The sequence below is a fragment of the Micromonospora endophytica genome (genome assembly GCF_003236305.1).
GTDB classification, from domain to species: domain Bacteria; phylum Actinomycetota; class Actinomycetes; order Mycobacteriales; family Micromonosporaceae; genus Micromonospora; species Micromonospora endophytica.
The window spans coordinates 1-24,266 of the sequence record NZ_POTX01000033.1 but is presented as its reverse complement, the minus strand read 5'-3'; the positions used below and the strand labels follow the sequence as shown (position 1 = coordinate 24,266).

The following is a 24,266-nucleotide window of genomic DNA, read 5'->3' as shown; positions in this document are numbered from 1 at the left end:
TCCTCGATGGTTTCTTCGCTACGAAGTGGGTACGACGATGCTCTGCGGACTATGCCTCGGTCAGCACCTTGTCGAGCAGCGTCTCCGCCTCGTCCTTGGTGCTCTTCTCCGCCAGCGCGACCTCGCCGACGAGAATGTCGCGGGCCTTGGCGAGCATGCGCTTCTCGCCCGCGGAAAGCCCCCGCTCCCGCTCCCGGCGCCACAGGTCGCGGACGACCTCCGCCACCTTCAGCGGGTTGCCGGAGGCCAGCTTCTCCAGATTTGCCTTGTAACGCCGCGACCAGTTGGTCGGCTCCTCGGTGTGCGGAGCCCGGAGAACGTCGAAGACCTTGCCCAGGCCCTCTTCACCGACCACCTCGCGCACACCCACGATCTCGGCGTTCTCAGCAGGCACCCGGACCGTCAGGTCACCCTGCGCGACCCTCAGGACGAGGTACTGCTTAGGCTCGCCCTTGATGACCCGAGTCTCGATTGCCTCGATGAGTGCGGCCCCGTGGTGGGGGTAAACAACGGTCTCGCCGACACTGAAAACCATAGGTTCGAAACCCCTTTCGCTGTGTCTAGGGTAACACGCTCAGGCACCGATGTCTCACCGCTGTCCTGACCGTTGGCGCAGCTCAGGGGCCCTGTGAGAGGTATTTCTTCGGCTTGACAGCCAGCCAACTCGATGATTCGAACACGCTCCGTCACCTTGATATGACCCGCTGGCATGGTCGAAGCAGAAGTCGAGATCAGCTGGACGATCAGGGCTACGCACCCATTCCATGGTATCTCGCCGTACCCGAGTGCGGGCAGCGCTGGCGGTACCGGCTGCGGTGCGGGACGCTGAGAGGGCACGGTCCGTCCGCGCCGCAGCGTTCCAGGGGGTCGTGATGGGCAAGGCTGACGCCGATGGTCCCGGGCTGCCGGACCTGCCTCCCGAGTGGGGTCGGGTGGTCGTACCGAACGACGCCTCCGCGCTGGCCGACGAGGCCGAACAGGTCCGTCGCGAACTGCGCCGCCGGGCGTCGCCCCGGCGCCGCCCCTGGCGTCCGCCCGGGCTGCCCCTGCTCGTGCTGCTGATCGCGGTGGTCACCACCGTCACCGGCCTGCTCACCGCCACCTGGCCGCGGACCGGCCGCTCCCCGGGGCCGGTCGCCGACAGTCCCGAGCCGACGCCGACGCAGCTGACCGATCGCGCCCTGCCCGCGCTGGACCTGGTCGACGCCGGGCAGTCGCCGGTGCCGCTACGCGGACTGCTGCCGGCGGTGGTGCTGCTGGTGGACGGCTGCCCCTGCCCGGAACTGGTCGCCGACACCGCCCTGGCCGCACCCGCCGGGGTGACAGTGGTTACGGTCGCCAGCGAGCGGCCGCGGGCCGTACCGACCGGCACAGAGGTCCGCGCCCTGGCCGACCCGGCCGGCGGCCTCCGGGCGTTCCTGCAACAACCGCCCCGACCGGAGACCGCCACCGCCCTGCTCGCCGACCGCACCGGCCGGGTGGTCCTGATGGTGGCCGAGGCCGCCTCGGTCTCCGACTACCACGCTGAACTGGTTCGGCTGGCCGGTTGAGCGGCGGGCCCAGACAACCGCGTTCACCCGTTCGGCATCAGCTCGGCGCTCACCTCGATCGGTGCCGCTCCGGCAGGCGAGAACGACACCTGCATGGACCCGCCGATCCCGATGATCTCGATCATCGCCGCCGCCCCGTCGCAACCGGCGGTCATCGGATCGGCGGCCCGGCCACCGACCACCTGGATCAGCAACTCACCAGGACCGGTGCAGCTGAAGCGCAGCACCCGCGACGCACCGGCGGCCAACTCGCCCTGCCGGACCAGCGCATCGCCCGGACGCAGCCGCGCACGCTCGCTCCACTCCACCTCGCGGGCCCACTGCTGCCACCCACCCGGCTCGACGGCGCTGTTCCCGGAGTCGTCGGCGGGTGGCCGGATCACCGAGCCCGTACGCTCGTCGAGCAGCACGGAGGAGGCGGCCTCGGGTCGTACGGCGACACCGGAACCCGGTTCCCGCTGCCAGGATCCGGTGACCGGATCCTCCTGCCACAACGTTGCGGCCACGAGAGGTCCGGCGACGGGGTCTCCGGCAGGTGCCTCAGCCCGCCACCACCAACCGCCGACGAGGAGCACAACCACCCCGGCGCCGGCGAGCAGCACACCCCGGAGCCGATCATCGACATCCATATCTGTCAGGGTATCCCTTCGGAGCGTCACGGGACGCGTTCCAGCAGGGCGGCGTAGAGGGTCAATCCCGGGCCGAAGGCCAGCATCACCACCCGACGGGCCGACGGCGCGGCCCGGATCAGCCGGTCGAGAATCAACAGCACCGTCGGCGACGAACAATTCCCATGCTCGTCAAGGGTCTGCCTCGACGCGGCCAGCGCCGTCGGGGCCAGCCCCAACTCCCGTTCCACCACGTTGAGGATCCGCGGCCCACCGGGATGTACCGCCCAGCCGTCCACCTCGGTCACGCTGGTGCCGTGCCGGACCAGCAGGTCGTCGACCAGGCCCTGGACGTGTGTCGACAACACGTTCGGCACCTTCGGCGACAGTCCCATCCGGAACCCGGTGTCGGTCACGTCCCAGGTCATGTGGTCGGCCGTGGAGGTGTCGGTCACCGATCTGACCTCCCGCAACGCGTACCCGCGGCCATCGGGGACCACCGCGGCGGCGACCGCGGCGTCCGAGAAGAGCGCGTGGGAGATGATCTGCTGGGTGTCCACCCGGGCCGAAGAGGGCTGGAGGTGCAGGCTCGTCAACTCGGCGCAGAGCAACAGGGCCGGGCGGCCCCGCGCGGTGACGAAATCCCCCGCCGCGCCCAGCCCCGGCAGGGCCGCGTAACAGCCCATGTGGCCGACGAACATCCGCTGCGTCGACGGTGCCATGCCCAGGTCCCGGGCGAGCAGGATGTCCAGCCCGGGAGTCGCGTACCCGGTGCAGGAACAGACGATGAACAGCCCGATCTCGCCGGCGGTCAGGCCGGCCGCGGTGAGCGCCCGCCCCACCGCCTCCTTACCCAGCGGCAGCGCCTCGACCTGGTACCGGCGCATGCGCCGCTCGGTGGGCCAGTCGGAGACGTCCTCCAGCAGCGGGCTGACCGCCGCCTGTCGCCGGCTGACCCCCGAGTTCGCGAAGATCCGCTGGGCGAGACTCCGGGTGGGGCCCGAGTAGTGCCGGGAGAAGAATCTTTCCCACAGTTCCTGCTGGTCGGCTGCTGGCGGATGAGCCGTGCCCACGCCCGCGATCACCGGTACGGACACGGTCCCACCTTCCTCTCCCTCGGACTCCTCACGCTCACCAACGAGGAGCTGATCCGTCGCGGTCCGGGTCACCACCGAGCGCGGCGATGCCCAGCCAGTCGGCGCAGACGTCGGAGGTGGCCGGGTGCAGCGATCCGCACCGGGCGTCCCGGTAGAGACGTTCCAGCGGGTGACCGCGCCGGGTGGCAGATGTGCCCGCGGCTTCCAGCATGGACGCCGCCACCTCGGCGGCGGTGGTGCCGGCCAGCAGCTTGGCCCGCCACACCCAGCGGTTGGTCTCCGGGTCACCCGGTGCCGCGTCCACCCGCCGGGCCGCCTCCGTCACCACCAGTTGGGCCGCCGCCACCGCGGCGTCGGCCCGGCCGAGCCGGGCACGTACCGCCGGCAGCCCGGCCAGATTCCGGGCGTTCAGGTGTTCCACCGCCGCGTCGATCGAGGCCCGGGCGACCCCGACGTAGACGGCGGCATAGCTGGCCACCAGCCAGTGCGGCATGAGCTGGGCGACCACCAGGGCCAGTCCCTCCACCCCACCGAGCAGCCGGTCAGCCGGCACGGTGACATCCAGATGCAGGTCGTGCGAGGCGGTGGCGCGCATGCCGAGCGAGTCCCAGGTCGGTTCGACGCTGAGACCTTCCCCGGCCGGCACCAGGAACTGCGAGACCACCGAGGCGTCGTCGGCGCTGCGGGCCGCCACCAGGTAACCGTCGGGGTGGCCCGCGCCGGAGCAGAAGGTCTTGCTGCCCTTGATCCGCCAACCACCCTCGACCGGCTGGTAGATCGTCGCGAGCTGGGACAGGCGGGCACCGGCGGCACGCTCACTCATCGCCACGGCGTACCACGCGCCATCAGCCGCCGCGCGCAGCAGCCGGTCCCGGGCGGCCAACGCCTCGTCCGGTACGCCGAGCGACTCGGCCAGTTCCTCGGTGACCGCACCGAGCGCGCCGGTGACCGAGGCGTGCATGTTGAACACCAGCGCCGTCGCACCGTTGCCCCGGGCCAGCTCGGTGGCGACGGCCGCGTAGTCGGAGAAGGTGGCCCCCACACCCCCCAACTCGGTGGGGACCATCAGCCCGAACAACCCGGCCGCGCGCAGATCGGCGAAGTCGTCGACCGGAAACGAACCGTCCCGGTCGTGCTCGGCGGCTCGGGCCGCCAGCCGGGGCACCAGCCTCCGGACGGCCTCCAACGCGGACGGACGCGCGGTCCGTTCGCCGTGCTCGCTCATCCGAACCCCCTTGTCGCCTGAGTTCCTTACCCTGCCCGGCAGGTGCTACCCGTGGCGTACCCCACGACCCTGGTAGAGCACGGCTGTCGAACGTGTCGGCACGATGCGCGGGGCCTGACCGGCAGGCGTACCCGCACCGCGGACCTGGCGCAGCAGCCACCGCAGCAGACCAGGCACACCGGGGCGGACGCCACGGACCCGTAGGTCCACCCCGTGCCGGGCGCACTCGGCCACCAGCTCCCGGTCGTCCACGAAGAACCGTGGATCATGGATGCCGCGCGGCACGGTGGGCAGCCGCTCGGCGATCCGGACGGCGACCAGCCGGCACAGTGCGGTGTCGTTGAGGGTGTCCAACACCAACAGACCGCCGGGACGCAGCAACCGGCACGCCTGCGCCACCGCGGCACGCCAGTCCGGCACATGTTCCAGCAACTCACCGGCGGCCACCACGTCGGCACAACCGTCGGCCAACGGCACGGCGGTGACGTCACCATTGACCGCCGCCACACCGTGCGCGGCCGCCTGGGCCAGTGCCGACCGGGTCAGGTCCACCCCGACGTGCCGATAGCCCTTGCCGGCCAGGTGCGGGGCGAGCAGCCCGGCGCCACAGCCGAGGTCGACCAGCAGCGCACCGGGTCGTACCGCCGGCGGCACCAGGGCGGCCCGCGCCGCCGCCAACCAGTGCAGCATGGCGAAGGCACCATCCGGCCGCCACCACTCACCGGCCAGCTCGTCGTACTGGCGCGGATCGTTGCGGGGCAGGCTGAGGCCGGCATCACGCATGTCACCGAGCGTGGCACGACTACCCGGTAACGACCAGACTTCCGTTATGTCGTCGACGGTGTTAGGGCTGGTCAGGGCGAGCCATCCGGAACCCACCGCCGCGGTCACCGCGGTGGCCGCGCTGCTCGCGGCCGGTGTCGGGCATTCGGTCGGCGGCGTCGCCGTGGTGACGCTCACCGTGGCGGCCAGCCAGTTCACCGTCGGGTGGACAAACGACCTGCTCGACGCCGAGCGGGACGCCCTGGTCGGGCGAACCGACAAACCGGTGGCCGCCGGCACGGTAGGCCGACGCACGGTGACGGTGGCCGCGGCACTGGCCGCCGCTGCCACAGTGGCGCTGGCCCTGAGCACGAATCCGGTGGCCGCGCTCTGGGCCGTCACCGGCCTGCTCTCGGCCCTGCTCTACAACTGGCCGCTGAAGTCGACAGTGATCTCGGTGCTGCCGTACGCGGTCTCCTTCGGCGCGCTGCCGGCCTTCGTGGTGTCGGCGTTGCCGGGCGCACCCTTTCCACCGGGCTGGCTACCTGCGGCAGCCGGCCTGCTGGGCGCGGGCGCGCACTTCGCCAACGTGCTGCCCGACTTCGCCGACGACGCGCGGACCGGGGTCCACGGCCTGCCGCACCGGTTGGGCCCGACGGGCAGTCGGATCGCCGCGATCGGGCTGCTCATCGCGGCGACCGTCACCCTGGCGCTGGGGCCACCCGGGCCGCCGTCGGGCGTGGGGTTGGCGGCGGTCGTGGCCGCCGTGGTGATCCCGACACTTGCCTGGTACGCCGGCCGCACCGCCGGCCATGGCGCGGCCCGCCCGGTGGCCGTGTTCCGGGCGGCGATGCTTGTCGCCCTGATCGATGTCGTCCTGCTGGTCGCGAGCGGTCGACTGATCTGAGCCGCACCGTTCAGGTGGCCGCGCAGGGTCGGCGTGCGGGTCACGATCAGCGCCAACTACCCTGGAGCGCGGTCTGCGCGGGCATGGCCAGCGGGTCCGGCGGCGTCGCCGGGCGTGATCGTGACGAGGAGGACCGACGTGACGCGCTCGATCAGGGGTTCCCGGCGGGCTGCCGTGCTGCTGCCCGGGATCGTGACGGCAGCCGGGCTGTTGCTGCTGTCCGGGTGCGGCGCCGGTCAGATCTCGGAGACGGCCAACAAGGTGCCGTCGATCCAGGGCATCGACCTCCAGGCCGACGCGGGCGCGTACGGGGTGCGGAGCGTGCTTGTCGCGTACCCGGGTGTCGAGGGTTACCAGGCCGGCGACAACGCGGTGCTCAACGCGGTCTTCTACAACGACTCCCCGAACCCGGTGACGGTCACCGTCACCTCGTCGGACGCCCGCGAGGTGGTGCTCACCACGGTCAGCGCCGCGACCAGCCCGTCGCCCACCGGATCGCCCACGCCGACCGCCACGTCGTCGCCGGAGGGCACGCCCGGTCCGGACGAGTCCCCGAGTGGATCCCCGTCCCCGGGTGAGCCGCCCACGGCAGGCGCCCCGGAGGCTCCGGCGGGTGCACCCGCCCGGATCGAGATCCCGCCGCTGAGCTACGTGCAGCTGAACACCGAGGGCGAGCAGGTGCTCCAGCTCCTCGGGTTGAACTCGGCGGTGCTCGCGGGGCAGAACCTCACCGTCACCTTCGACTTCGGCGGTGGCGACAGCGTCACCACCCCGGCACCTGTCGCCGTGCCGCTCAGCCCGCCACCGCCGCCGTCGCCGATCATCGAGCGGCACACGGGATTCGAGGGTGAGGGCGGCCACTGAGCCGTAGCATCGCCAGCTTTTCCGGCGGCGTCGTCGGCGTGGTGAACCCAGGCCGGCGGCGCCGTCGTCGTACCCAGGGGTTAGCGTCGCTCGGGTGAGCATCTCCCGATCGACCTCGGCCCGAGGCACGGGTGGCGGGCGCGGCAAGGCCGCCGCCCGCGAGCCCCGCCCCGCGTACGAGTGCGACGCCTGCGGTCACCAGCCACCGAAATGGGTGGGCCGCTGCCCCGAGTGTGGCGAGTGGGGTTCGGTGGTCGAATGCACCGTCACCGGGCCGACCGTCTCCGGCCGGGTCGTCAGTTCCCGGATGCCTGCCGAACCGGCCCGGCCGATCGCCACCATCAGCGCGGCACCGGCCCGGGCCCGACCCACCGGCGTCAGCGAACTCGACCGGGTGCTCGGCGGTGGGTTGGTGCCGGGGGCGGTGGTGCTGCTCGCCGGTGAGCCGGGCGTCGGCAAGTCCACCCTGTTGCTGGACGTGGCGCAGCAGTGGGCCGCAGGTGCCGGCAGCCCGTCCCTGGTGGTCAGCGGCGAGGAGTCGGTGAGCCAGGTGCGACTGCGGGCCGAGCGCATGGGCACCCTGCACGACCAGCTCTACCTGGCCGCTGAGAACGACCTCGCGGCGGTGCTCGGCCATCTCGACGCGGTAAAGCCCGGCCTGCTGGTGCTCGACTCGGTGCAGACCATCTCCACCGCCGGCACCGAGGGGGTGTCCGGCGGGGTGACCCAGGTCCGGGCGGTCACCGCCGCCGTGGTGGCGGTCGCCAAGGAGCGTGGGATCGCGACCGTGCTGGTCGGCCACGTCACCAAGGACGGACAGGTGGCCGGTCCCCGGGTGCTGGAGCACCTGGTCGACGTGGTGCTGCACTTCGAGGGTGACAAGCACTCGTCCCTGCGGATGGTGCGCGGGGTCAAGAACCGCTTCGGGGCTGCCGACGAGGTGGGCTGCTTCGAGATGCACGAGAGCGGCATCAGCAGCCTGGCCGACCCGTCCGGACTGTTCCTGACCCGCTACTCGGAGCCGGTGCCGGGCACCTGCGTGACGGTGGCCATGGAGGGGCGTCGGGCACTTGTCACCGAGGTGCAGGCGCTGATCGGCGCGACGGTGGCCGGCTCTCCCCGGCGCACGGTCTCCGGGTTGGATTCGGCCCGGCTGGCGATGGTGCTGGCGGTGCTCCAGCGCCGCACCGAACGGCTCACCCTGCACGACCGGGAGGTCTTCGCGGCCACTGTCGGCGGCATCCGGGTGGTGGAGCCCGCAGCCGACCTCGCGGTGGCGCTGGCCGTCGCCTCCGGCGGGCTCAACCTGGCCATCGCACCGCAGCTGGTGGCCATCGGCGAAGTGGGGCTGACCGGCGAGGTGCGTCGGGTGGGCGCGGTGCCCCGCCGGCTGGCCGAGGCGGCCCGGCTCGGCTTCCGGCTGGCCCTGGTGCCGCAGGGTTGCGGCCCGGCGAGCACCGGCGCCGGTCCCGACCAGCTGCGGGTGATCGAGGTCGGCGACGTCCGTTCGGCGCTCCAGGCCGCGGCCCGGGTGTCGGCGGAGTGACGGCCCTTCCGGTGCGACGACGCGACCGAGTGGCGGGATCGTGACACATCACAGTAACCACGACAGCACCCACCGCACGGCAGTCCGTAGACTGTGCCCGTGCCAGTCGACCGCGATACCACCAAGCCTGCCGGCGCGACACCCCACGCCCGCACCGGTGCCGTGGGCTCGCCCGCCCGTCCGATCAGCATCAGCGTGACCGGAGGCGGCAGCGCCGGCGATCCGCTACGCGCCAACCTGGCCCTGATGGCACCCGGCACCGCGCTGCGCGACGGCTTGGAGCGCATCCTGCGCGGCCGCACGGGCGCGCTCATCGTCCTCGGCTACGACAAGGTCGTCGAGGGGCTGTGCACCGGCGGTTTCCCGCTGGACGTCGAGTTCTCCGCCACCCGGATCCGCGAGCTGTGCAAGATGGACGGTGCGGTGGTGCTCTCCAGCGACGGCACCCGGATCGTCCGCGCGGCGGTGCACCTGATGCCCGATCCGGCCATCCCGACGGAGGAGTCCGGCACCCGGCACCGCACCGCGGAGCGGGTCGCCCGGCAGACCGGCTACCCGGTGATCTCGGTCAGCCAGTCGATGCGGATCATCAGCCTCTACGTCAACGGCCAGCGGCACGTGCTTGACGACTCGGCGGCCATCCTCTCCCGGGCCAACCAGGCGCTGGCCACCCTGGAGCGTTACAAGCTGCGGCTGGACGAGGTCTCCGGCACACTCTCCGCACTGGAGATCGAGGATCTGGTCACCGTGCGGGACGCGGTGGCGGTGGTGCAGCGGTTGGAGATGGTCCGCCGCATCGCCGACGAGATCGCCGGTTACGTGGTGGAGCTGGGCACCGACGGGCGGCTGCTCGCCCTGCAGCTCGACGAGCTGATGGCCGGCGTCGACGCCGACCGCACCCTGGTCATCCGGGACTACCTGCCCGCCGGCCGCAAGCCGCGCACCCTCGACGAGGCCCTTGTCGAGTTGGATCTGCTCAGCGCGACCGAGCTGATCGACCTGGTCTCGGTCGCCAAGGCGATCGGCTACCCGGCCGCCTCGGACGCACTGGACGCGGCGGTCAGTCCACGCGGGTTCCGGCTGCTGGCCAAGGTGCCCCGGCTGCCGGTGGCCGTGGTGGACCGGCTGGTGATGCACTTCGGCAGCCTCCAGCGCCTGCTGGGCGCGACGGTGGAGGACCTCCAGACGGTCGAGGGCGTCGGTGACGCGCGGGCCCGGGGCGTACGCGAGGGACTGTCCCGGCTCGCCGAGGCTTCCATCCTCGAACGGTACGTCTGACAGGCGGCGCCGACGGCTCTCAGTCGGTGAGGACGAGTTTCACCGGCTGGCTGCGTTTGGTGCCGACCCGGGCGAAGACCTCGTACGTCCCGGCCTGCGGCGTGGGGCCGTTCGCCAGTCCGTCGGCGCACCGGCTGCTGTCCTTGCCGTTCCAGCCGACCCGGTAGGCGCGTTCGAACCCGGCGGTGAAGGACTGCACCTCCGAGCCGGCGGCCGTGCCGCAGGTGTCCGATGACCAGATCACCTCGGCACCGGACTTGATGTAGAGCTCCTGGGCGGTCGCGCCGACATCCCGACTGCACGTCCGCTCGGACCGGTTACGGACCTTCAGGTGCAGGTCGACGGCGGCACCCCGGACGACCTGCGCGGGCAGGGCCACCGCGGTCACCGAGAGTTCCGCGTCGGTGCAGGTGCCGGCGTCGTTCACCGGTGCCCGTGCCGGCACGTCGTTGCCGGAGTTAGGCGCGGTGGACGTCTGCGGCGTGCTGGACGGCGTGGTGGAGCCGTCCGGGGCCGGGGTGGCCGGGCCGGCCCCGGCGTCACCTGACGGCGGCGCGCCGGTCTGCGGGGTCAGCACCGAGCCGGTGGGCTCCGGTGTGCCGGATGACACGCCCGGTTCCGGCTGGCCCTCGCGGCCCGCGTCGTTGCCGCCGCGCTGCCCGTTGCACGAGTAGAGCAGCACGATCAGGAAGAGCAGGACCGCACCGAGCACAACGGCGCGACGCCGCCAGTACACGGCGGGGGGCAGGGGGCCGACCGTCAGACGCATGATGCCCCCACCGTAGCGGCGGGCGACGTGACGGAAGGCGGCGACGCGCCGGGACATCCTCCACGCATCGCGGCTGACCCTCCATTCTCGACAGTCCGTGCCGGCTTCGTCGCAACACACGGTCACCGACCGTGCCGGTACGACCCGTCAGAGGTAGACCTTGCGCTGATAGATCGCGTGCGCCCCGGCCACCCGGTCCAGGAAGAGCAGGCCCGCGCAGTGGTCGATCTCGTGTTGCAGGGCACGCGCCTCGAAACCGTCGGTCGTCAGGCGGACGACCTGGCCGCTGCCCGGCAGCGCGCCCTCGACCACCAGCCGGCTCGCGCGTTTGACGTCACCGGTGAGGTCCGGCACCGACATGCACCCTTCCCGGCCCACCTTCCACCGGCTCGCCTCGACCACCCGGGCGTTGCAGAGCACGAAGGTGCCGTGCACGGTCACCGCCTTGGCGTGCCCGGTGACGTCCACCGCGAACACCCGGGCGCCGACCCCCACCTGCGGAGCGGCCAGGCCGACGCAGCCGGGCGACACCCGCATCGTGGCGACCAGGTCCGCCGCCAGGCGTACGGTCTCGTCGGCGATCGGGTCGACCTCCGCACCGTCGCGGCTGAGCACCGCCTCCGGGGCGGAGACCACCGGTAGCACCCGGCCGGCGCCCAACGCCTCAGGAGTCCAGTCACCGAGGCCGGTGTGCCCCTCCGTCTGCGGATCCAGATCGGACCCGTCGCCGCGCCCGGTCACAGCAGATCCGGTTCGGCGGGACGGAGAGTGACCTCGACGCCCAACTCGGCGGCGGTGGCGGCCAGCCGTTCAGCGAGCGCGGTGGCCGCCCCGGCCGGTAGATCCACCTCGGCGACCACCACGTAGAGCGACCCGGCCAGTCGGGTACTCAGGTCGGTGACGTTGCCACCGGCTTCCGTCAGCACCCGCGTCATCGCCGCCACGATGCCCATCCGGTCCGCGCCGTGCACCGCCATCACGTACGGCTCGCCGGCTGGCGCCGCCTCGCCGTCGCGCGCCACGGAGCGTACGGTCGCCACCAGTTGGCTGTCGGCGGCGAGCGGGGCCAACGCGGCCTCGACCTCGGTGGCGGCGGGGCCGACGCAGATCAGCGTCATCGCGAAGTGCCCTCGCAGCCGGGTCATGGTGCTGTCGGTGAGGTTGGCCCCGAGCCGGGCGAGCACCTCGGCGACGTCAGCCACGATGCCGGGCCGGTCCCGGCCGATGACGGTGATCGCGAGCTCGTTCATCCGGGCATTCTGCCCGATCCGCGTACGTCGACGGCGGCGGCCCGCCGGTACCGTCCAGTCAACGGGACCAGCGGCGCGTGACATCATCGGCGACGCGATGACAGAAGCCACATTCGCCGGACGTGTGAGCCGGTGGTACGAGCAGAACGCCCGGGACCTGCCGTGGCGCCACCCCGGTGTGGGCGCGTGGGCCATCCTGGTCAGCGAGGTCATGCTCCAGCAGACTCCGGTGGCCCGGGTGTTGCCCGCCTGGCACGCCTGGCTGGAGCGCTGGCCCACGCCGGCCGCACTGGCGCAGGACAGTCCGGCCGAGGCCATCCGGATGTGGGGACGCCTCGGCTATCCGCGCCGAGCGTTGCGCCTACGGGAGTGCGCGGTGGCCATCGTCGCGCGGCACGGCGGGACCGTACCGGACCGGCTGGACCAGCTGCTCGCGCTGCCCGGCGTCGGCACGTACACGGCGCGGGCGGTGGCGGCTTTCGCGTACGGCCAGCGCCACCCCGTGGTCGACACCAACGTACGCCGGGTGGTCTGTCGGGCGGTCGCCGGAGAGCCGGACGCCGGCCCGGCCACCCGCCCCGCCGACCTGGTCGCCACCGAGGAACTGCTCCCCGCCGAACCGGCCGCCGCCGCGCTCGCCAGCGCCGCCATCATGGAGCTGGGTGCGGTGATCTGCACCGCCCGCGCCCCGCGCTGCGACGCGTGCCCGGTCGAGACGATCTGCGCCTGGCGCGCCTCGGGCCAGGTCGCCCCGGTCGGCCCGACCCGTCGGCCGCAACGCTACGCCGGCACCGACCGGCAGGTACGCGGGCTGCTCCTCGGCCTGCTGCGGGAGTCGACCGGGCCGGTGCCGCAGCAGCGGTTGGACCAAGTCTGGGCGGACGAGGTGCAGCGGGCCCGCGCCCTTGCCGGTCTGGTCACCGACGGGCTGGTCGAGCCGGTCGGCGAGGCGTCGTTCCGGTTGCTCGGCGACGGCCCGCCGACCGGCCCGGACCCGGTGCCGCTCGGTCAGGCGGAGTAACCGCGGGTGGCCGCCCAGTCGGCGAGCGCGTCGATGGTGATCCAGTACTCGGCGCGCGCGGGGTCGGCCGAGTCGGCGATCTTCACCTGGTCACCGCCGCCCCGGTAACCGGTCACCGAGATGTAGTGGCCGCCCTCGAAGGTGTGGCTCGTCCCGTCGGTGTCCGTGCCGGTGCCGACGACGTTGACCACCGGGCTGCGCCCGTCGTCGACGGCACTGACGATGTCAGCCCGCAGCCGGTCGGTCTGGGCGTCGTCGGCGACGGGCCCGGGAAGCTCCACGGTGCGGTAGACGTTCTTGCCGCTCCGCTCGTTCAGCGCCTTGGTGATCAGATGCGCCGAATCGGTGCCCCGCTCGGTGGTGCCCATCTCGCGGGCCAGGTCGTCCTGTGAGACGTCCCGGTCCATGACTGTCAGCGCGTTGCGTACGGCGGCCGGGCCACAGTAGTAGAAGTTGGGCTGTGCCTCGTACCGCACCTTCAACTGCCGCTCGCCGGTGCCTTTCCCCCGCTCGGTCAGGGCGGCCAGCGGGCCGGTGCCGGACGGAGCGGCGGTCGCGCTCATCGGACCGGTGATCATCCCACCAGCGAAGACGGCACCGCAGGCGGTCAGGGCAGCCTTACGAATCAACGTGGTCATGATCGTCGCCTTCCAGATCGGGAAACGACGCGACACCCGGGAGGGATGGTGGGCAAGCGCGTCGGGAAGGACAGCGGCAGCGGCCCAGGCGGCCGCTGCGGTTACTCCCGGTACAACGACCCTGACCACCCGCGCATGCCACGGCAAACGGTGACGGCTGTCATACGGGTCGCCTGCCACCTGCCACCGGCGACGGAATGCTCCGCTCCGCTCGGCGGGCCTCCGCATGGGCCTCGCCGGAGCGGACGCGGCACAACGACGGCGGCCCGGTGGCAACTGCCACCGGGCCGCCGGCTGTCGTACGGGTTGAGCTACTCGTCCGCGCCCGCCGCGGCCGTGCTGCCGCCGAGGTCGGCCGGGACCGCGTCCGGCACCTCGACCGGCCGCTCGGAGCCCCGGAAGACGAGCTTGGACTTGTCGATGTTGTTGGGGTCGCCCTCGCAGTCCACCACCACGATCTGACCCGGGGTCAGCTCGTTGAACAGGATCCGCTCGGAGAGGTTGTCCTCGATGTCGCGCTGGATCGTGCGGCGCAGCGGCCGCGCGCCCAGCACCGGGTCGAAGCCCTTGGTCGCCAGGTACTTCTTGGCGTTGTCGGTCAGCTCCAGGCCCATGTCCTTGTTGCGCAGCTGGGTCTCGATCCGGGCGATCATGATGTCCACGATCTGGAGGATCTCGTTCTGACGCAGCTGGTGGAAGACGATGGTGTCGTCGATCCGGTTCAGGAACTCGGGCCGGAAGTGCTGCTTCAGCTCGTCGTTGACCTTCTGCTTCATCCGGTCGTAGTTGGACTCGGAGTCCTCCGACTGCTGGAAGCCCAGCGACACCGCCTTGGCCACGTCCCTCGTGCCGAGGTTGGTGGTCAGGATGATGACCGTGTTCTTGAAGTCCACGATCCGGCCCTGACCGTCGGTCAACCGGCCGTCTTCCAGGATCTGCAGCAGCGTGTTGAACACGTCCGGGTGGGCCTTCTCGATCTCGTCGAAGAGGACCACCGAGAACGGCCGACGACGCACCTTCTCGGTCAGCTGCCCGCCCTCGTCGTAGCCGACGTATCCGGGCGGGGCACCGACCAGCCGGGAGACCGTGTACCGGTCGTGGAACTCGGACATGTCCAGCTGGATGAGGGCGTCCTCGCTGCCGAACAGGAACTCGGCGAGCGCCTTGGACAGCTCGGTCTTACCGACACCGGACGGGCCGGCGAAGATGAACGAGCCGGACGGGCGCTTCGGGTCCTTCAGGCCGGCCCGGGTACGCCGGATGGCCTTCGAGACCGCCTTGACCGCGTCCTCCTGGCCGATGACGCGCTTGTGCAGCTCGTCCTCCATGCGCAGCAGACGCGAGGTCTCCTCCTCGGTCAGCTTGTAGACCGGGATGCCCGTCCAGTTGCCCAGCACCTCGGCGATCTGCTCGTCGTCGACCTCGCTGACGACGTCCAGGTCACCGGCCTTCCACTCCTTCTCCCGCTGCGCCTTCTGGCCCAGCAGCTGCTTCTCCTTGTCCCGCAGCTGGGCGGCACGCTCGAAGTCCTGCGCGTCGATCGCGGACTCCTTGTCGCGGCGCACCTGGGCGATGCGCTCGTCGAAGTCACGCAGGTCTGGCGGCGCGGTCATCCGGCGGATCCGCATCCGGGCCCCGGCCTCGTCGATCAGGTCGATCGCCTTGTCCGGCAGGAAGCGGTCGGAGATGTACCGGTCGGCAAGCGTCGCCGCCGCCACCAGCGCGGCGTCGGTGATGCTCACCCGGTGGTGCGCCTCGTAACGGTCCCGCAGACCCTTGAGGATCTCGATGGTGTGAGCCAGCGAGGGCTCACCCACCTGGATCGGCTGGAAACGGCGCTCCAGCGCGGCGTCCTTCTCCAGGTGCTTGCGGTATTCGTCGAGGGTGGTCGCACCGATGGTCTGCAGCTCGCCGCGGGCCAGCATCGGCTTGAGGATGCTCGCCGCGTCGATCGCGCCCTCGGCGGCACCCGCACCCACCAGGGTGTGGATCTCGTCGATGAAGAGGATGATGTCGCCCCGGGTGCGGATCTCCTTGAGCACCTTCTTCAGGCGCTCCTCGAAGTCACCTCGGTAACGGGAGCCGGCCACCAGCGCGCCCAGGTCGAGCGTGTAGAGCTGCTTGTCCTTCAGCGTCTCGGGCACCTCGCCCTTGATGATCTTCTGGGACAGCCCCTCGACCACGGCGGTCTTGCCGACGCCGGGCTCACCGATCAGGACCGGGTTGTTCTTGGTCCGGCGGGAGAGCACCTGCATCACCCGCTCGATTTCCTTCTCGCGCCCGATCACCGGGTCGAGCTTGCCCTCGCGGGCGGCCTGGGTGAGGTTCCGGCCGAACTGGTCCAGCACCAGGCTGGTCGACGGCGCGGCCTCGCCCGGCGCGGTGCCCGCCGCAGCCGGCTCCTTGCCCTGGTAGCCGGAGAGCAGCTGGATCACCTGCTGGCGGACCCGGTTCAGGTCGGCGCCGAGCTTGACCAGCACCTGGGCGGCGACGCCCTCACCCTCCCGGATCAGGCCGAGCAGGATGTGCTCGGTGCCGATGTAGTTGTGGCCGAGCTGAAGCGCCTCGCGCAGCGACAGCTCCAGCACCTTCTTGGCCCGCGGCGTGAACGGGATGTGCCCGCTCGGCGCCTGCTGGCCCTGGCCGATGATCTCCTCCACCTGCTGGCGGACGCCCTCCAGCGAGATCCCGAGGCTCTCCAGGGCCTTGGCCGCGACGCCCTCACCCTCGTGGATCAGGCCCAACAGGATGTGTTCCGTACCGATGTAGTTGTGGTTGAGCATCCGGGCCTCTTCCTGGGCCAGGACGACAACCCGTCGCGCTCGGTCGGTGAACCGCTCGAACATGCCCTCGTGCTCCTCACGTGCCGTGCGCACTCGATCTTGGTGGTCAAGACTCTCGGCGGGGCCGGTGCGCGAACGCCCGGGACGGGCATCCGTGCCTCATTACTCTATCGCCGCGAACCCGCTCGGCTGACCTCGTGTGTCTGTGCCGAAGGGTCGGTACGCGTCGTTTTGCACAACCATCCACGCTCAACGGCTGTTCCGGGCGTGGTTGCTGTACGCGCAGAGCGAAATTCGGTAGGCACCCGCAGACCGTCGGGACGCCGCACGGAGGCCCCCGGCGGGGTGGACAGCATCCTCCTCGACGCCATCCACAGGGTGTGGACAAGACATCCACCGGTTGTGGACAACGCCGGTCCGAGGGCGAATAGTCCCGGCGGCACACGGAGGTTCGCCGCCGGGACGACACCCGGCGCGAACTTTGACAATCCCCCGCGATCCAGACAAAAGTTGTCAAACGTCCCGGAAGGGCAGCATGTCCCGGCCGGAAGGGCAGGTGCCGGCCCGGACGACTTCCGGACCGGCACCGCTGATGACTCAGAGCCGGATCAGTGACCGGCCTTGGCGTGGTACTCGTCGACGATCTCCTGCGGGATCCGACCCCGGTCGGAGATGTCCTTGCCGGCCTTACGCGCCCAGGCCCGGATGGCCTTGTTCTGCTCGCGATCAGCCGTGGCACCACCCCGGCCGCGAGCGGCCCGACCACCCACGACCACACCACCCCGGCCCACCTTCGTGCCGTGAGCGATGTACTGCGCGAATACGTCACGCAATTTCTCGGCGTTCGAACTCGACAGGTCGATCTCGTACTGGACGCCGTCGAGCGCGAACTTGACGGTCTCGTCCGCGTCCCCGCCGTCCAGGTCATCGACCAGCTTGTGAATGATCTGCTTGGCCACGTCCCACATTCCTTTCCAGCAGGGCTACTACTGCCAACTGCAAGAGCACAATAACCCGTACGATGCTTGCCGCGTCAATAGGACGCGGTAACGAGCCGGTAAGTTTCGTACCGACTACTCAGGGCGCACCAACGGGAAGAGGATGGTTTCCCGAATTCCCAGGCCGGTGAGCGCCATCAGGAGCCGGTCGATTCCCATTCCCATGCCACCGGCCGGCGGCATTCCGTACTCCATCGCCCGGAGAAAGTCCTCGTCCAGCCGCATCGCCTCGTCGTCGCCGCGGGCGGCCAACTGCGCCTGGGTGACCAGCCGTTCCCGCTGTACCACCGGGTCGACCAGCTCGGAGTACGCGGTGGCGAGTTCGAACCCGAGCACATACAGGTCCCACTTCTCGGCCAGCCCCGGCTCACCGCGGTGCCCCCGGGTGAGCGGGCTGGTCTCCTCCGGGTAGTCGCGCACGAAAGTTGGCGCCTCAAGGCCCGGTACGACCAACTCCTCGAACAACTCCTCGGCCAGCTTGCCCGGCCCCCACTTGGGATCGACGGCCACGCCCACCTTGTCCGCGTACTCCACCAGGCGGGCCCGGTCGGTGTGGACCGTGACCTCCTCACCGAGCGCCTCGGAAAGCACGCCGAACAGACTGACCGAACGCCACTGGCCGCCCAGGTCGAACTCACGACCGCCAGCATGGGTGACCACCGTCGAGCCAGAGACCGCGATCGCCGCCTGTTGCACCAGATTCCGGGTCAACTCAGCCATGGTGTTGTAGTCGCCGTACGCCTGGTACGCCTCCAGCATCGCGAACTCCGGCGAGTGTGAAGAGTCGATGCCCTCATTACGGAAGTTGCGGTTGATCTCGAAGACCCGCTCGACGCCACCGACCACGGCGCGCTTGAGAAACAGTTCCGGCGCGATTCTTAGATACAGATCGGTGTCGAGCGCATTGCTGTGGGTCACGAAAGGCCGGGCGGTCGCTCCGCCGTGCAGCAACTGGAGCATCGGGGTCTCCACCTCGAGGAAACCCTGCCCGTGCAGTGAATCGCGCAGGCTGCGTACCGCGGCGGCCCGGGTGCGGACCATCTGCCGCGCCTGCGGACGCACGATCAAATCGACGTAGCGCTGCCGGACCCGGGCCTCCTCGCTGAGCGGCTTGTGCGCCACCGGCAGCGGACGCAACGCCTTGGCGGTGACGGCCCACTGCTCGGCGAGCACCGACAACTCACCCCGGCGACTGGTGATCACCTCGCCGGTGACTCCCACGAGATCACCGAGGTCGACCAGCCGCTTCCAGTCCTCCAGCCGCTCCGCGCCGACCCGGTCCAGCGAGAACATCGCCTGGATCTCGGTGCCGTCGCCGTCCCGCAGGTTGGCGAAGCAGAGCTTGCCGGTGTTTCGTACGAAGATCACCCGACCGGTGACCGAGACCCGGTCGCCGGTCGCGGTGTCGGTGGGCAGGTCGGCGTAGCGCGCCCGAACCTCGGCCAGGGTGCTGGTACGCGGAAAACTGACCGGGTACGGCTCCACGCCGTCGGCGAGCATCCGCTCTCGCTTCTCCCGGCGGACCTTCATCTGCTCGGGAAGGTCGTCGGCGGGATCGACTGGCACGGGGCTCTGCTGGGTCACGGCACGCTTCCTCGACGGGAGAATTCGGGCGGGGTCAAGCCCCGAGCGTACTCAAGCCCCCAGACGACCGTTACCGGATAGCCTGCCGGCCATGACCGAGCCCACCGAGGCCCTCTCCTTCGGCGCGGCCGCCGCCGACTACGACCGGTTCCGCCCCCGCTATCCCCGCGCCGCCCTACGCTGGGCGCTCACCGGCCTCGCTCCCCCCGCCCAGGCAGCCGACCGGGCGGCGTCGGGCCGGCCCCGGGTGGTCGACCTGGCGGCCGGCACCGGCATCCTCACCCGGGACCTGCTCAGCCTGGGCCACCAGGTCACGGCCGTCGAACCCGATCCCGGCATGCGCGCCCAACTGGCCGCGGCCACCGCCGACGTACGCCCGCTGGCTGGTAGTGCCGAGTCGATGCCGTTGCCCGACGGGTACGCCGACGCCGTCCTCGCCGGCCAGGCGTACCACTGGTTCGACCGGACCGCAGCCCACCCGGAGATCGCCCGGGTGCTGCGACCCGGCGGTGTCTTCGCCCCGATCTGGAACCTGCGCGACGACCAGGTCACCTGGGTGACCGAGCTGAGCCGGATCGCCGAGATCGGGGACACGGTCGATCACCTGCGCCAAACCGTCACCGACTTCGGCGACGCCTTCGGCCCACTCGAATGGGCCGAGTTCACCCACACCACCGAACTGACCCGGGACGACCTGCGCGGACTGATCCGCACCCGCTCCCACTACCTCACCGCCACCCCGCAGCGGCGCGCCGACGTCGACCGGGAGGTCCACGAACTGCTGGACACCCACCCCGACCTGGCCGGCCAGGAAACCGTGAAGCTCCCGTACCGCACCCTGGTAGCCCGCGCCCGACGAACCTGAACCTGGTCAGACGTTGCGCTCGTACACCATGCGCAGGCCGATCAGGGTGATCATCGGTTCGTGGTGAGTGATGGTGTGGCACTCGTTGAGGACCAGCGACGCCAACCCGCCGGTGGCGATCACCGCCTTCAACTCCCCCAGCTCGGCGGTCATCCGCTCGACGATCCGGTCCACCTGTCCGGCGAAGCCGAAGTACAGCCCGGCCTGAAGGCATTCGACGGTGTTCTTGCCGATCACCGAGCGGGGTCGGGTCGCTTCCACCTTGCGCAACTGGGCGGCGCGGGCGGCGAGCGCGTCGAAGGAGATCTCGATGCCCGGCGCGAACGCACCGCCGAGGAACTCACCCCGGCCACTGATCACGTCGAAGTTGGTGGTGGTGCCGAAGTCGACGACGATCGACGGCCCACCGTAGAGGGTGTAGGCGGCGAGCGTGTTCACCACCCGGTCGGCGCCGACCTCCTTCGGGTTGTCGATCGCCAACTGCACCCCGGTGCGTACCCCGGGTTCCACGATCACACTCGGCAGTTCCCCGTAGTAGCGGGTCAGCATGGTCCGCAGCGAACGCAGCGCGGCCGGCACTGTCGAACAGGCCGCGACACCGGTGATCTCGACGGCGTCCGCGGCGAGCAGGCCACGAAACATCAGACCCAGCTCGTCGGCGGTCGAGCGGGCGTCGGTCTTGATCCGCCAGGAGTGCACCAGCTTGTCGCCGTCGAAGGTCGCCAGCACAGTGTTGGTGTTCCCGATGTCGATGCAGAGCAGCACGCACGAAGCCTAGACGGGTTCACTCCGTGCGCAGGTCCAGGGCGATGTCCAGGATCGGCGAGGAGTGGGTGAGCGCGCCCACGGAGAGGAAGTCGACGCCGGTGGCACCCACCTCGGCGGCGTCGGCGAGGGTCAGCCCACCGGTCGCCTCCAACTCGGCCCGGTCGCCGACCACCGCCACCACCTCGGCGAGCAGTGCCGGGGACATGTTGTCCAGCAGCAGGAACGTCGCCCCCGCCTCGACCGCCTCCACCGCCTCGGCGAGCGTGTCCACCTCCACCTGCACCGGCACGTCCGGGAACGCCTCGCGGACCCGCCGGTAGGCGGCGGCCACCCCGCCTGCGGCGTACTTGTGGTTGTCCTTGATCATGGCGACGTCGTGCAGGCCCATCCGCTTGTTCGTGCCACCGCCCGCCCGCACCGCGTACTTCTCCAGGGCGCGCAGGCCCGGCGTGGTCTTGCGGGTGTCGAGGACCATCGCCTTGCTGCCGGCCAGCGCGTCCGCCCAGGCCCGGGTGTGGGTGGCCACCCCGGACATCCGGCAGAGCAGGTTGAGCGCGGTCCGCTCGGCGGTGAGCAGGGTCCGGGTCGGGCCGGTCACCGTGGCCAGCACAGCGCCGCGGGCCACCCGCGCGCCGTCGCGGGCCACCATCGACACCTCGACGGTACGACCCGTCCCGGTCAACTGGGCGGTCAGTTCGAAGACGGCCGCGGCGACAGCCAACCCGGCCACCACACCGTCGGCGCGGGCCACCACGTCGGCGGTGCCGGTCTGGGTCACCGGAATCGTCGCCACGCTCGTCACGTCACGCAGGTCCGGACCGAGGTCCTCGGCCAGCGCGCCGTCGATGATCAGGCGTACCTGCTCCGGGTCCAGTCCGGCCTCGCGCAACTCCCGCTCCCGGGCCGCCGTCATCCCGCTCACCGGTTCTCCTCCCACCGCGTGGTCAGTTGGCTCTCCGCCCCGATCGCACTCAACAGGTGACCGCGCCACCGTTCGTCTGCCGAGGGGAAGTCCTCCCGCCAGTGGCAACCCCGGGTCTCCTGCCGGGCGTACGCGGCCGCGACCAGCGCCGCCGCCACCGTGAGCAGGTTCGTCGCCTCCCAGTCGGCGGTGCGGGGGGTACCCCGCCCGGCACCGAGTTCGACGAGTTCGGCAGCCGTCGCGTCGAGCGTCGCGGACGAACGGAGCACACCGGCGCCCCGGGTCATCGCCCGCTGGAGCGGCGGCGTCGTCGCGGCCGGCACCGCCCAGCCGGCGCCGCCCCGCCACGCCCCCGTCTCCGCCGGACGGGCCTGCTCGGGCAGACCGGAGGCGATGTGGTCGGCGATCCGTCGGGAGAAGACGAGCCCCTCCAACAGCGAGTTGCTGGCCAGTCGGTTGGCACCGTGCACGCCGGTGCAGGCGACCTCGCCGCAGGCGTACAGGCCCGGGATGGAGGTGCGGCCGTGCAGGTCGGTGCGGACCCCGCCGGAGGCGTAGTGCGCGGCTGGCGCGACCGGGATCAGGTCGGCCCCCGGGTCGACCCCGATGGCCAGGCACGAGGCGACGATGGTCGGGAACCGCCCGGCCAGGAAGTCGCCGCCGAGATGGCGGGCGTCGAGATAGACATGGTCGGCGCCGGTGGCCATCAGTACGCGGTGGATGCCCTTGGCCACCACGTCCCGTGGTGCCAGTTCGGCCAGTTCGTGCTGGCCGAGCATGAACCGCTTGCCGTCGGCGTCCACCAGATGCGCGCCCTCACCCCGCAACGCCTCGGATACCAGCGGCTGCTGGGCGTGGCCGGCACCGGGCACCCGGGAGTGCTCCGGCACGATCAGCGCGGTCGGGTGGAACTGCACGAACTCCACGTCGGTGACGACGGCACCGGCGCGCATGGCCAGCGCCACCCCGTCACCTGTGGAGACCGCGGGATTCGTGGTCGCCGCGAAGATCTGGCCCATTCCGCCGGTCGCCAGCACCACCGCCCGGGCCAGCAGGGCACCGACGCCATCCTCGCTGCCCTCGCCGAGGACGTGCAGGGTGACGCCACAGGCCGGTCCCAGCCCGTCCGGGCCGTCGCCGGGGGCACGGAGCAGATCCAGCACCAGGGCGTGCTCGACCAGGCGGATCCACGGGTCACGGCGAACCGCCTCGTGCAGGGCCCGCTGGATCTCCGCGCCGGTCGCGTCGCCGCCGGCGTGCACGATGCGGTCCGCCCGGTGCCCGCCCTCCCGGGTGAGCATCAGCGAGCCATCGGGTCCGCGGTCGAACTCCGCGCCGAGACGCATCAGCTCACGCAGCCGGATCGGGCCCTCCTCCACCAGGACTCGTACCGCCGCCGGGTCACAGAGGCCGACCCCGGCGATCTCGGTGTCCGAGGCGTGCATCTCCGGGCTGTCCGCCGGATCGAGCACGGCGGCCACGCCACCCTGCGCCCAGCGGGTCGAGCCGTCATCGATGTTGACCTTGGTGACCACTGTGACGTGCAGCCCGGCCTCACGCAGGTGCAGTGCGGCGGTCAGCCCGGCGACCCCGGAGCCGACCACGATCACGTCGGTGCTCTCCACCCAGCCCGGTGCCGGAGCAGCCAACAGATTCGGCAGGGCGGGCAGTCCCTTGGTCGGTGACTCCATGCCCACAGTCAACCCGAAGAGATCTCGACTCGGGCCGCGGGGGCGGGACGAGTGGTTTCGGCTACCTCGTCCGGAGCGGCAGGCCCGCCCGGCCGGCATTTTTCAGCGATCCGGTCACCGACCGGTCACTGAGCCACAGGTAGCAGCGGATACCACGATCACCGAGCCGCCATCGCCCGGCCGCGGGCGGGCGGACCACCACGTCCGTACGGAAGGCCAGATCGGTGTCGTCTGGCACGTCGGCGTACCGGGCCAGCACCGAGCGGCAGCCCGCGTAGAACGGGGCCCAGTCGACGCTGCGCTTCGGGAATGGCCGGTCAGGGGAGCGCCACACGCCAGCGAACTCGGCGTCGTGACGCTCGGCGCAGTCCACCGGGACCAGCGCCTGCACCACCCGGTTCCGATCGGTACGCGCCCGCTGGCAACCCAGCCGCAGCGCCGACGGCGTACGCAGGGCAGCACGCAACGAGCCGGTACGCACCACGACCTTGGCCCCCACGTCGGCGGTGGTGACCTCCATCAGGTCGCAGCGGTACCACCGTGACCCGGCCGCCCAGCCCGGCTCGGACGGCACCGCCACCGCCAGCCGCAGCCGCCCGGCCCGCCACTCGTCACCGACGTAGCCGGTGGCCCGCTTGTCACAGTCGGCGAAGGCCGCGCGCAGTTCGGTGGAGGTGTGCTCCGGTGGCGTGCTCCGGGTCGCGGGGAAGGCACCGACATGCACGGTCTCCACCCGATGCGGGGCGGCGCAGTCGACAGGCGCGTACGCGCCGACGGGCACCACCTCGGCGAAGTCCGCCTCGTGACACAGATCGGCGGCCGGGGTGAACGGCCCGGGCGGCGGCAACGCCGCCCAGTCGTCGACCAGGTCGCCGTCGAGCCCACCGGCCCCGGCGCAGCCCGCGAGCAGCGTTCCCACGGTGAGGGCCGCGATCAGGGTTCTCGTCGCACGCTGCATGGCGCCGCCTCCCCAGCCAGCGGCCGTCCCCCGACGGCACCCTCAGGGTAACCGGAAATGACCTTTCGGTAACAGACCGGATTCGCGGCGCAGCCGGGCCGCAGCCGTTAAAAGGGGACCCCTGCTATGCACGAGGCGTTAACAGGGGGCCCTTCCTTACACCGATCCTTACACCGAAAGTG

General features: G+C 71.2%; 23 protein-coding genes. 7 read left to right on the top strand and 16 right to left on the bottom strand.

What is annotated here, in order from left to right; translation table 11 throughout:
* Positions 1-49: 49 nt before the first annotated feature.
* Positions 50-535 carry a CarD family transcriptional regulator gene (locus tag C1I93_RS07720; protein WP_007073334.1) on the bottom strand — a complete coding sequence of 162 codons (486 nt, stop codon included), beginning with the start codon at positions 533-535 and terminating at the stop codon, positions 50-52.
* Between the two features lie 337 nt (positions 536-872).
* Here C1I93_RS07720 and C1I93_RS07715 point away from each other — a divergent pair, with 337 nt between their 5' ends.
* A complete protein-coding gene (locus tag C1I93_RS07715) occupies positions 873-1,550 on the top strand; it encodes a hypothetical protein (RefSeq protein WP_111242532.1) in 678 nt (225 codons plus the stop codon).
* A gap of 23 nt (positions 1,551-1,573) precedes the next feature.
* Here C1I93_RS07715 and C1I93_RS07710 read toward each other — a convergent pair whose 3' ends face one another.
* Genes C1I93_RS07710 through C1I93_RS07695 form a run of 4 tightly spaced genes read right to left on the bottom strand, consistent with a single transcriptional unit; the run spans position 1,574 to position 5,263 of the window.
* Positions 1,574-2,179: a hypothetical protein gene (locus tag C1I93_RS07710; RefSeq protein WP_119663750.1), complete on the bottom strand. Its 606-nt coding sequence runs from the start codon at positions 2,177-2,179 to the stop codon at positions 1,574-1,576.
* A gap of 26 nt (positions 2,180-2,205) precedes the next feature.
* Positions 2,206-3,255 (bottom strand): type III polyketide synthase, encoded by a 1,050-nt coding sequence (locus tag C1I93_RS07705; RefSeq protein ID WP_111242552.1) that lies wholly within the window; start codon positions 3,253-3,255, stop codon positions 2,206-2,208.
* Between the two features lie 34 nt (positions 3,256-3,289).
* Positions 3,290-4,480 (bottom strand): acyl-CoA dehydrogenase family protein, encoded by a 1,191-nt coding sequence (locus C1I93_RS07700; RefSeq protein WP_111242530.1) that lies wholly within the window; start codon positions 4,478-4,480, stop codon positions 3,290-3,292.
* A gap of 45 nt (positions 4,481-4,525) precedes the next feature.
* Positions 4,526-5,263: a methyltransferase domain-containing protein gene (locus tag C1I93_RS07695; RefSeq protein WP_111242529.1), complete on the bottom strand. Its 738-nt coding sequence runs from the start codon at positions 5,261-5,263 to the stop codon at positions 4,526-4,528.
* Here C1I93_RS07695 and C1I93_RS07690 point away from each other — a divergent pair.
* The 4 genes from C1I93_RS07690 (at position 5,262) to disA (ending at position 9,837) form a co-directional block, all read left to right on the top strand.
* Positions 5,262-6,149 (top strand): UbiA family prenyltransferase, encoded by an 888-nt coding sequence (locus C1I93_RS07690; protein ID WP_420811744.1) that lies wholly within the window; start codon positions 5,262-5,264, stop codon positions 6,147-6,149. The two genes, C1I93_RS07695 and C1I93_RS07690, sit on opposite strands and share 2 nt — an antisense overlap.
* Positions 6,150-6,287: 138 nt before the next feature.
* Positions 6,288-7,013, top strand: coding sequence for a hypothetical protein (locus C1I93_RS07685; RefSeq protein WP_111242527.1), 726 nt, complete (start codon positions 6,288-6,290; stop codon positions 7,011-7,013).
* Positions 7,014-7,107: 94 nt separating this feature from the next.
* A complete protein-coding gene (radA, locus tag C1I93_RS07680) occupies positions 7,108-8,559 on the top strand; it encodes a DNA repair protein RadA (protein ID WP_111242526.1) in 1,452 nt (483 codons plus the stop codon).
* A gap of 99 nt (positions 8,560-8,658) precedes the next feature.
* Positions 8,659-9,837, top strand: a complete 1,179-nt coding sequence (disA, locus tag C1I93_RS07675; protein WP_111242551.1) for a DNA integrity scanning diadenylate cyclase DisA — start codon at positions 8,659-8,661, stop codon at positions 9,835-9,837.
* Positions 9,838-9,856: 19 nt separating this feature from the next.
* On the opposite strand, the gene C1I93_RS07670 is transcribed toward disA, so the two are convergent.
* From C1I93_RS07670 to C1I93_RS07660, 3 genes are all read right to left on the bottom strand, one after another.
* Entirely contained in the window at positions 9,857-10,606 is a 750-nt protein-coding gene (locus tag C1I93_RS07670) for a hypothetical protein (RefSeq protein ID WP_111242550.1), read from the bottom strand.
* 147 nt (positions 10,607-10,753) lie between these two features.
* Entirely contained in the window at positions 10,754-11,320 is a 567-nt protein-coding gene (locus C1I93_RS07665; RefSeq protein ID WP_111242549.1) for a peptide deformylase, read from the bottom strand.
* 23 nt (positions 11,321-11,343) lie between these two features.
* Positions 11,344-11,856 carry a glycine cleavage system transcriptional repressor gene (locus C1I93_RS07660; RefSeq protein WP_111242525.1) on the bottom strand — a complete coding sequence of 171 codons (513 nt, stop codon included), beginning with the start codon at positions 11,854-11,856 and terminating at the stop codon, positions 11,344-11,346.
* A 97-nt stretch (positions 11,857-11,953) separates the two neighbouring features.
* On the opposite strand from C1I93_RS07660, the gene C1I93_RS07655 reads away from it, so the two are divergent.
* Positions 11,954-12,877, top strand: coding sequence for an HhH-GPD family protein (locus C1I93_RS07655; protein ID WP_111242548.1), 924 nt, complete (start codon positions 11,954-11,956; stop codon positions 12,875-12,877).
* Here C1I93_RS07655 and C1I93_RS07650 read toward each other — a convergent pair.
* From C1I93_RS07650 to lysS, 4 genes are all read right to left on the bottom strand, one after another.
* A complete protein-coding gene (locus C1I93_RS07650) occupies positions 12,865-13,518 on the bottom strand; it encodes a C39 family peptidase (protein WP_111242547.1) in 654 nt (217 codons plus the stop codon). The two genes, C1I93_RS07655 and C1I93_RS07650, sit on opposite strands and share 13 nt — an antisense overlap.
* Before the next feature lie 308 nt (positions 13,519-13,826).
* Positions 13,827-16,361 carry an ATP-dependent Clp protease ATP-binding subunit gene (locus C1I93_RS07645; protein ID WP_111242546.1) on the bottom strand — a complete coding sequence of 845 codons (2,535 nt, stop codon included), beginning with the start codon at positions 16,359-16,361 and terminating at the stop codon, positions 13,827-13,829.
* Between the two features lie 545 nt (positions 16,362-16,906).
* On the bottom strand, positions 16,907-17,257 hold the full coding sequence (locus C1I93_RS07640) for a histone-like nucleoid-structuring protein Lsr2 (protein WP_111242545.1): 351 nt from the start codon (positions 17,255-17,257) through the stop codon (positions 16,907-16,909).
* A gap of 114 nt (positions 17,258-17,371) precedes the next feature.
* Positions 17,372-18,880, bottom strand: coding sequence for a lysine--tRNA ligase (gene lysS, locus C1I93_RS07635; RefSeq protein WP_111242524.1), 1,509 nt, complete (start codon positions 18,878-18,880; stop codon positions 17,372-17,374).
* A gap of 91 nt (positions 18,881-18,971) precedes the next feature.
* Between lysS and C1I93_RS07630 the strand changes: the two genes are divergently transcribed.
* Entirely contained in the window at positions 18,972-19,745 is a 774-nt protein-coding gene (locus C1I93_RS07630; RefSeq protein WP_111242523.1) for a class I SAM-dependent methyltransferase, read from the top strand.
* 6 nt (positions 19,746-19,751) lie between these two features.
* Here the strand turns inward: C1I93_RS07630 and C1I93_RS07625 are convergent, their stop codons facing one another.
* The 4 genes from C1I93_RS07625 to C1I93_RS07610 all read right to left on the bottom strand — a co-directional run bounded on the left by C1I93_RS07625 (position 19,752) and on the right by C1I93_RS07610 (position 24,084).
* Positions 19,752-20,510 (bottom strand): type III pantothenate kinase, encoded by a 759-nt coding sequence (locus C1I93_RS07625; protein WP_111242522.1) that lies wholly within the window; start codon positions 20,508-20,510, stop codon positions 19,752-19,754.
* Positions 20,511-20,529: 19 nt separating this feature from the next.
* Entirely contained in the window at positions 20,530-21,426 is an 897-nt protein-coding gene (gene nadC / locus C1I93_RS07620; protein WP_111242521.1) for a carboxylating nicotinate-nucleotide diphosphorylase, read from the bottom strand.
* Positions 21,427-21,431: 5 nt separating this feature from the next.
* Complete coding sequence (locus tag C1I93_RS07615; protein WP_111242520.1) at positions 21,432-23,126, bottom strand: L-aspartate oxidase; 1,695 nt, start codon at positions 23,124-23,126, stop codon at positions 21,432-21,434.
* Positions 23,127-23,187: 61 nt separating this feature from the next.
* The gene (locus C1I93_RS07610; protein ID WP_111242519.1) at positions 23,188-24,084 is read right to left on the bottom strand and encodes a septum formation family protein; all 897 of its coding nucleotides are present in this window, start codon (positions 24,082-24,084) and stop codon (positions 23,188-23,190) included.
* Positions 24,085-24,266: the final 182 nt, after the last annotated feature.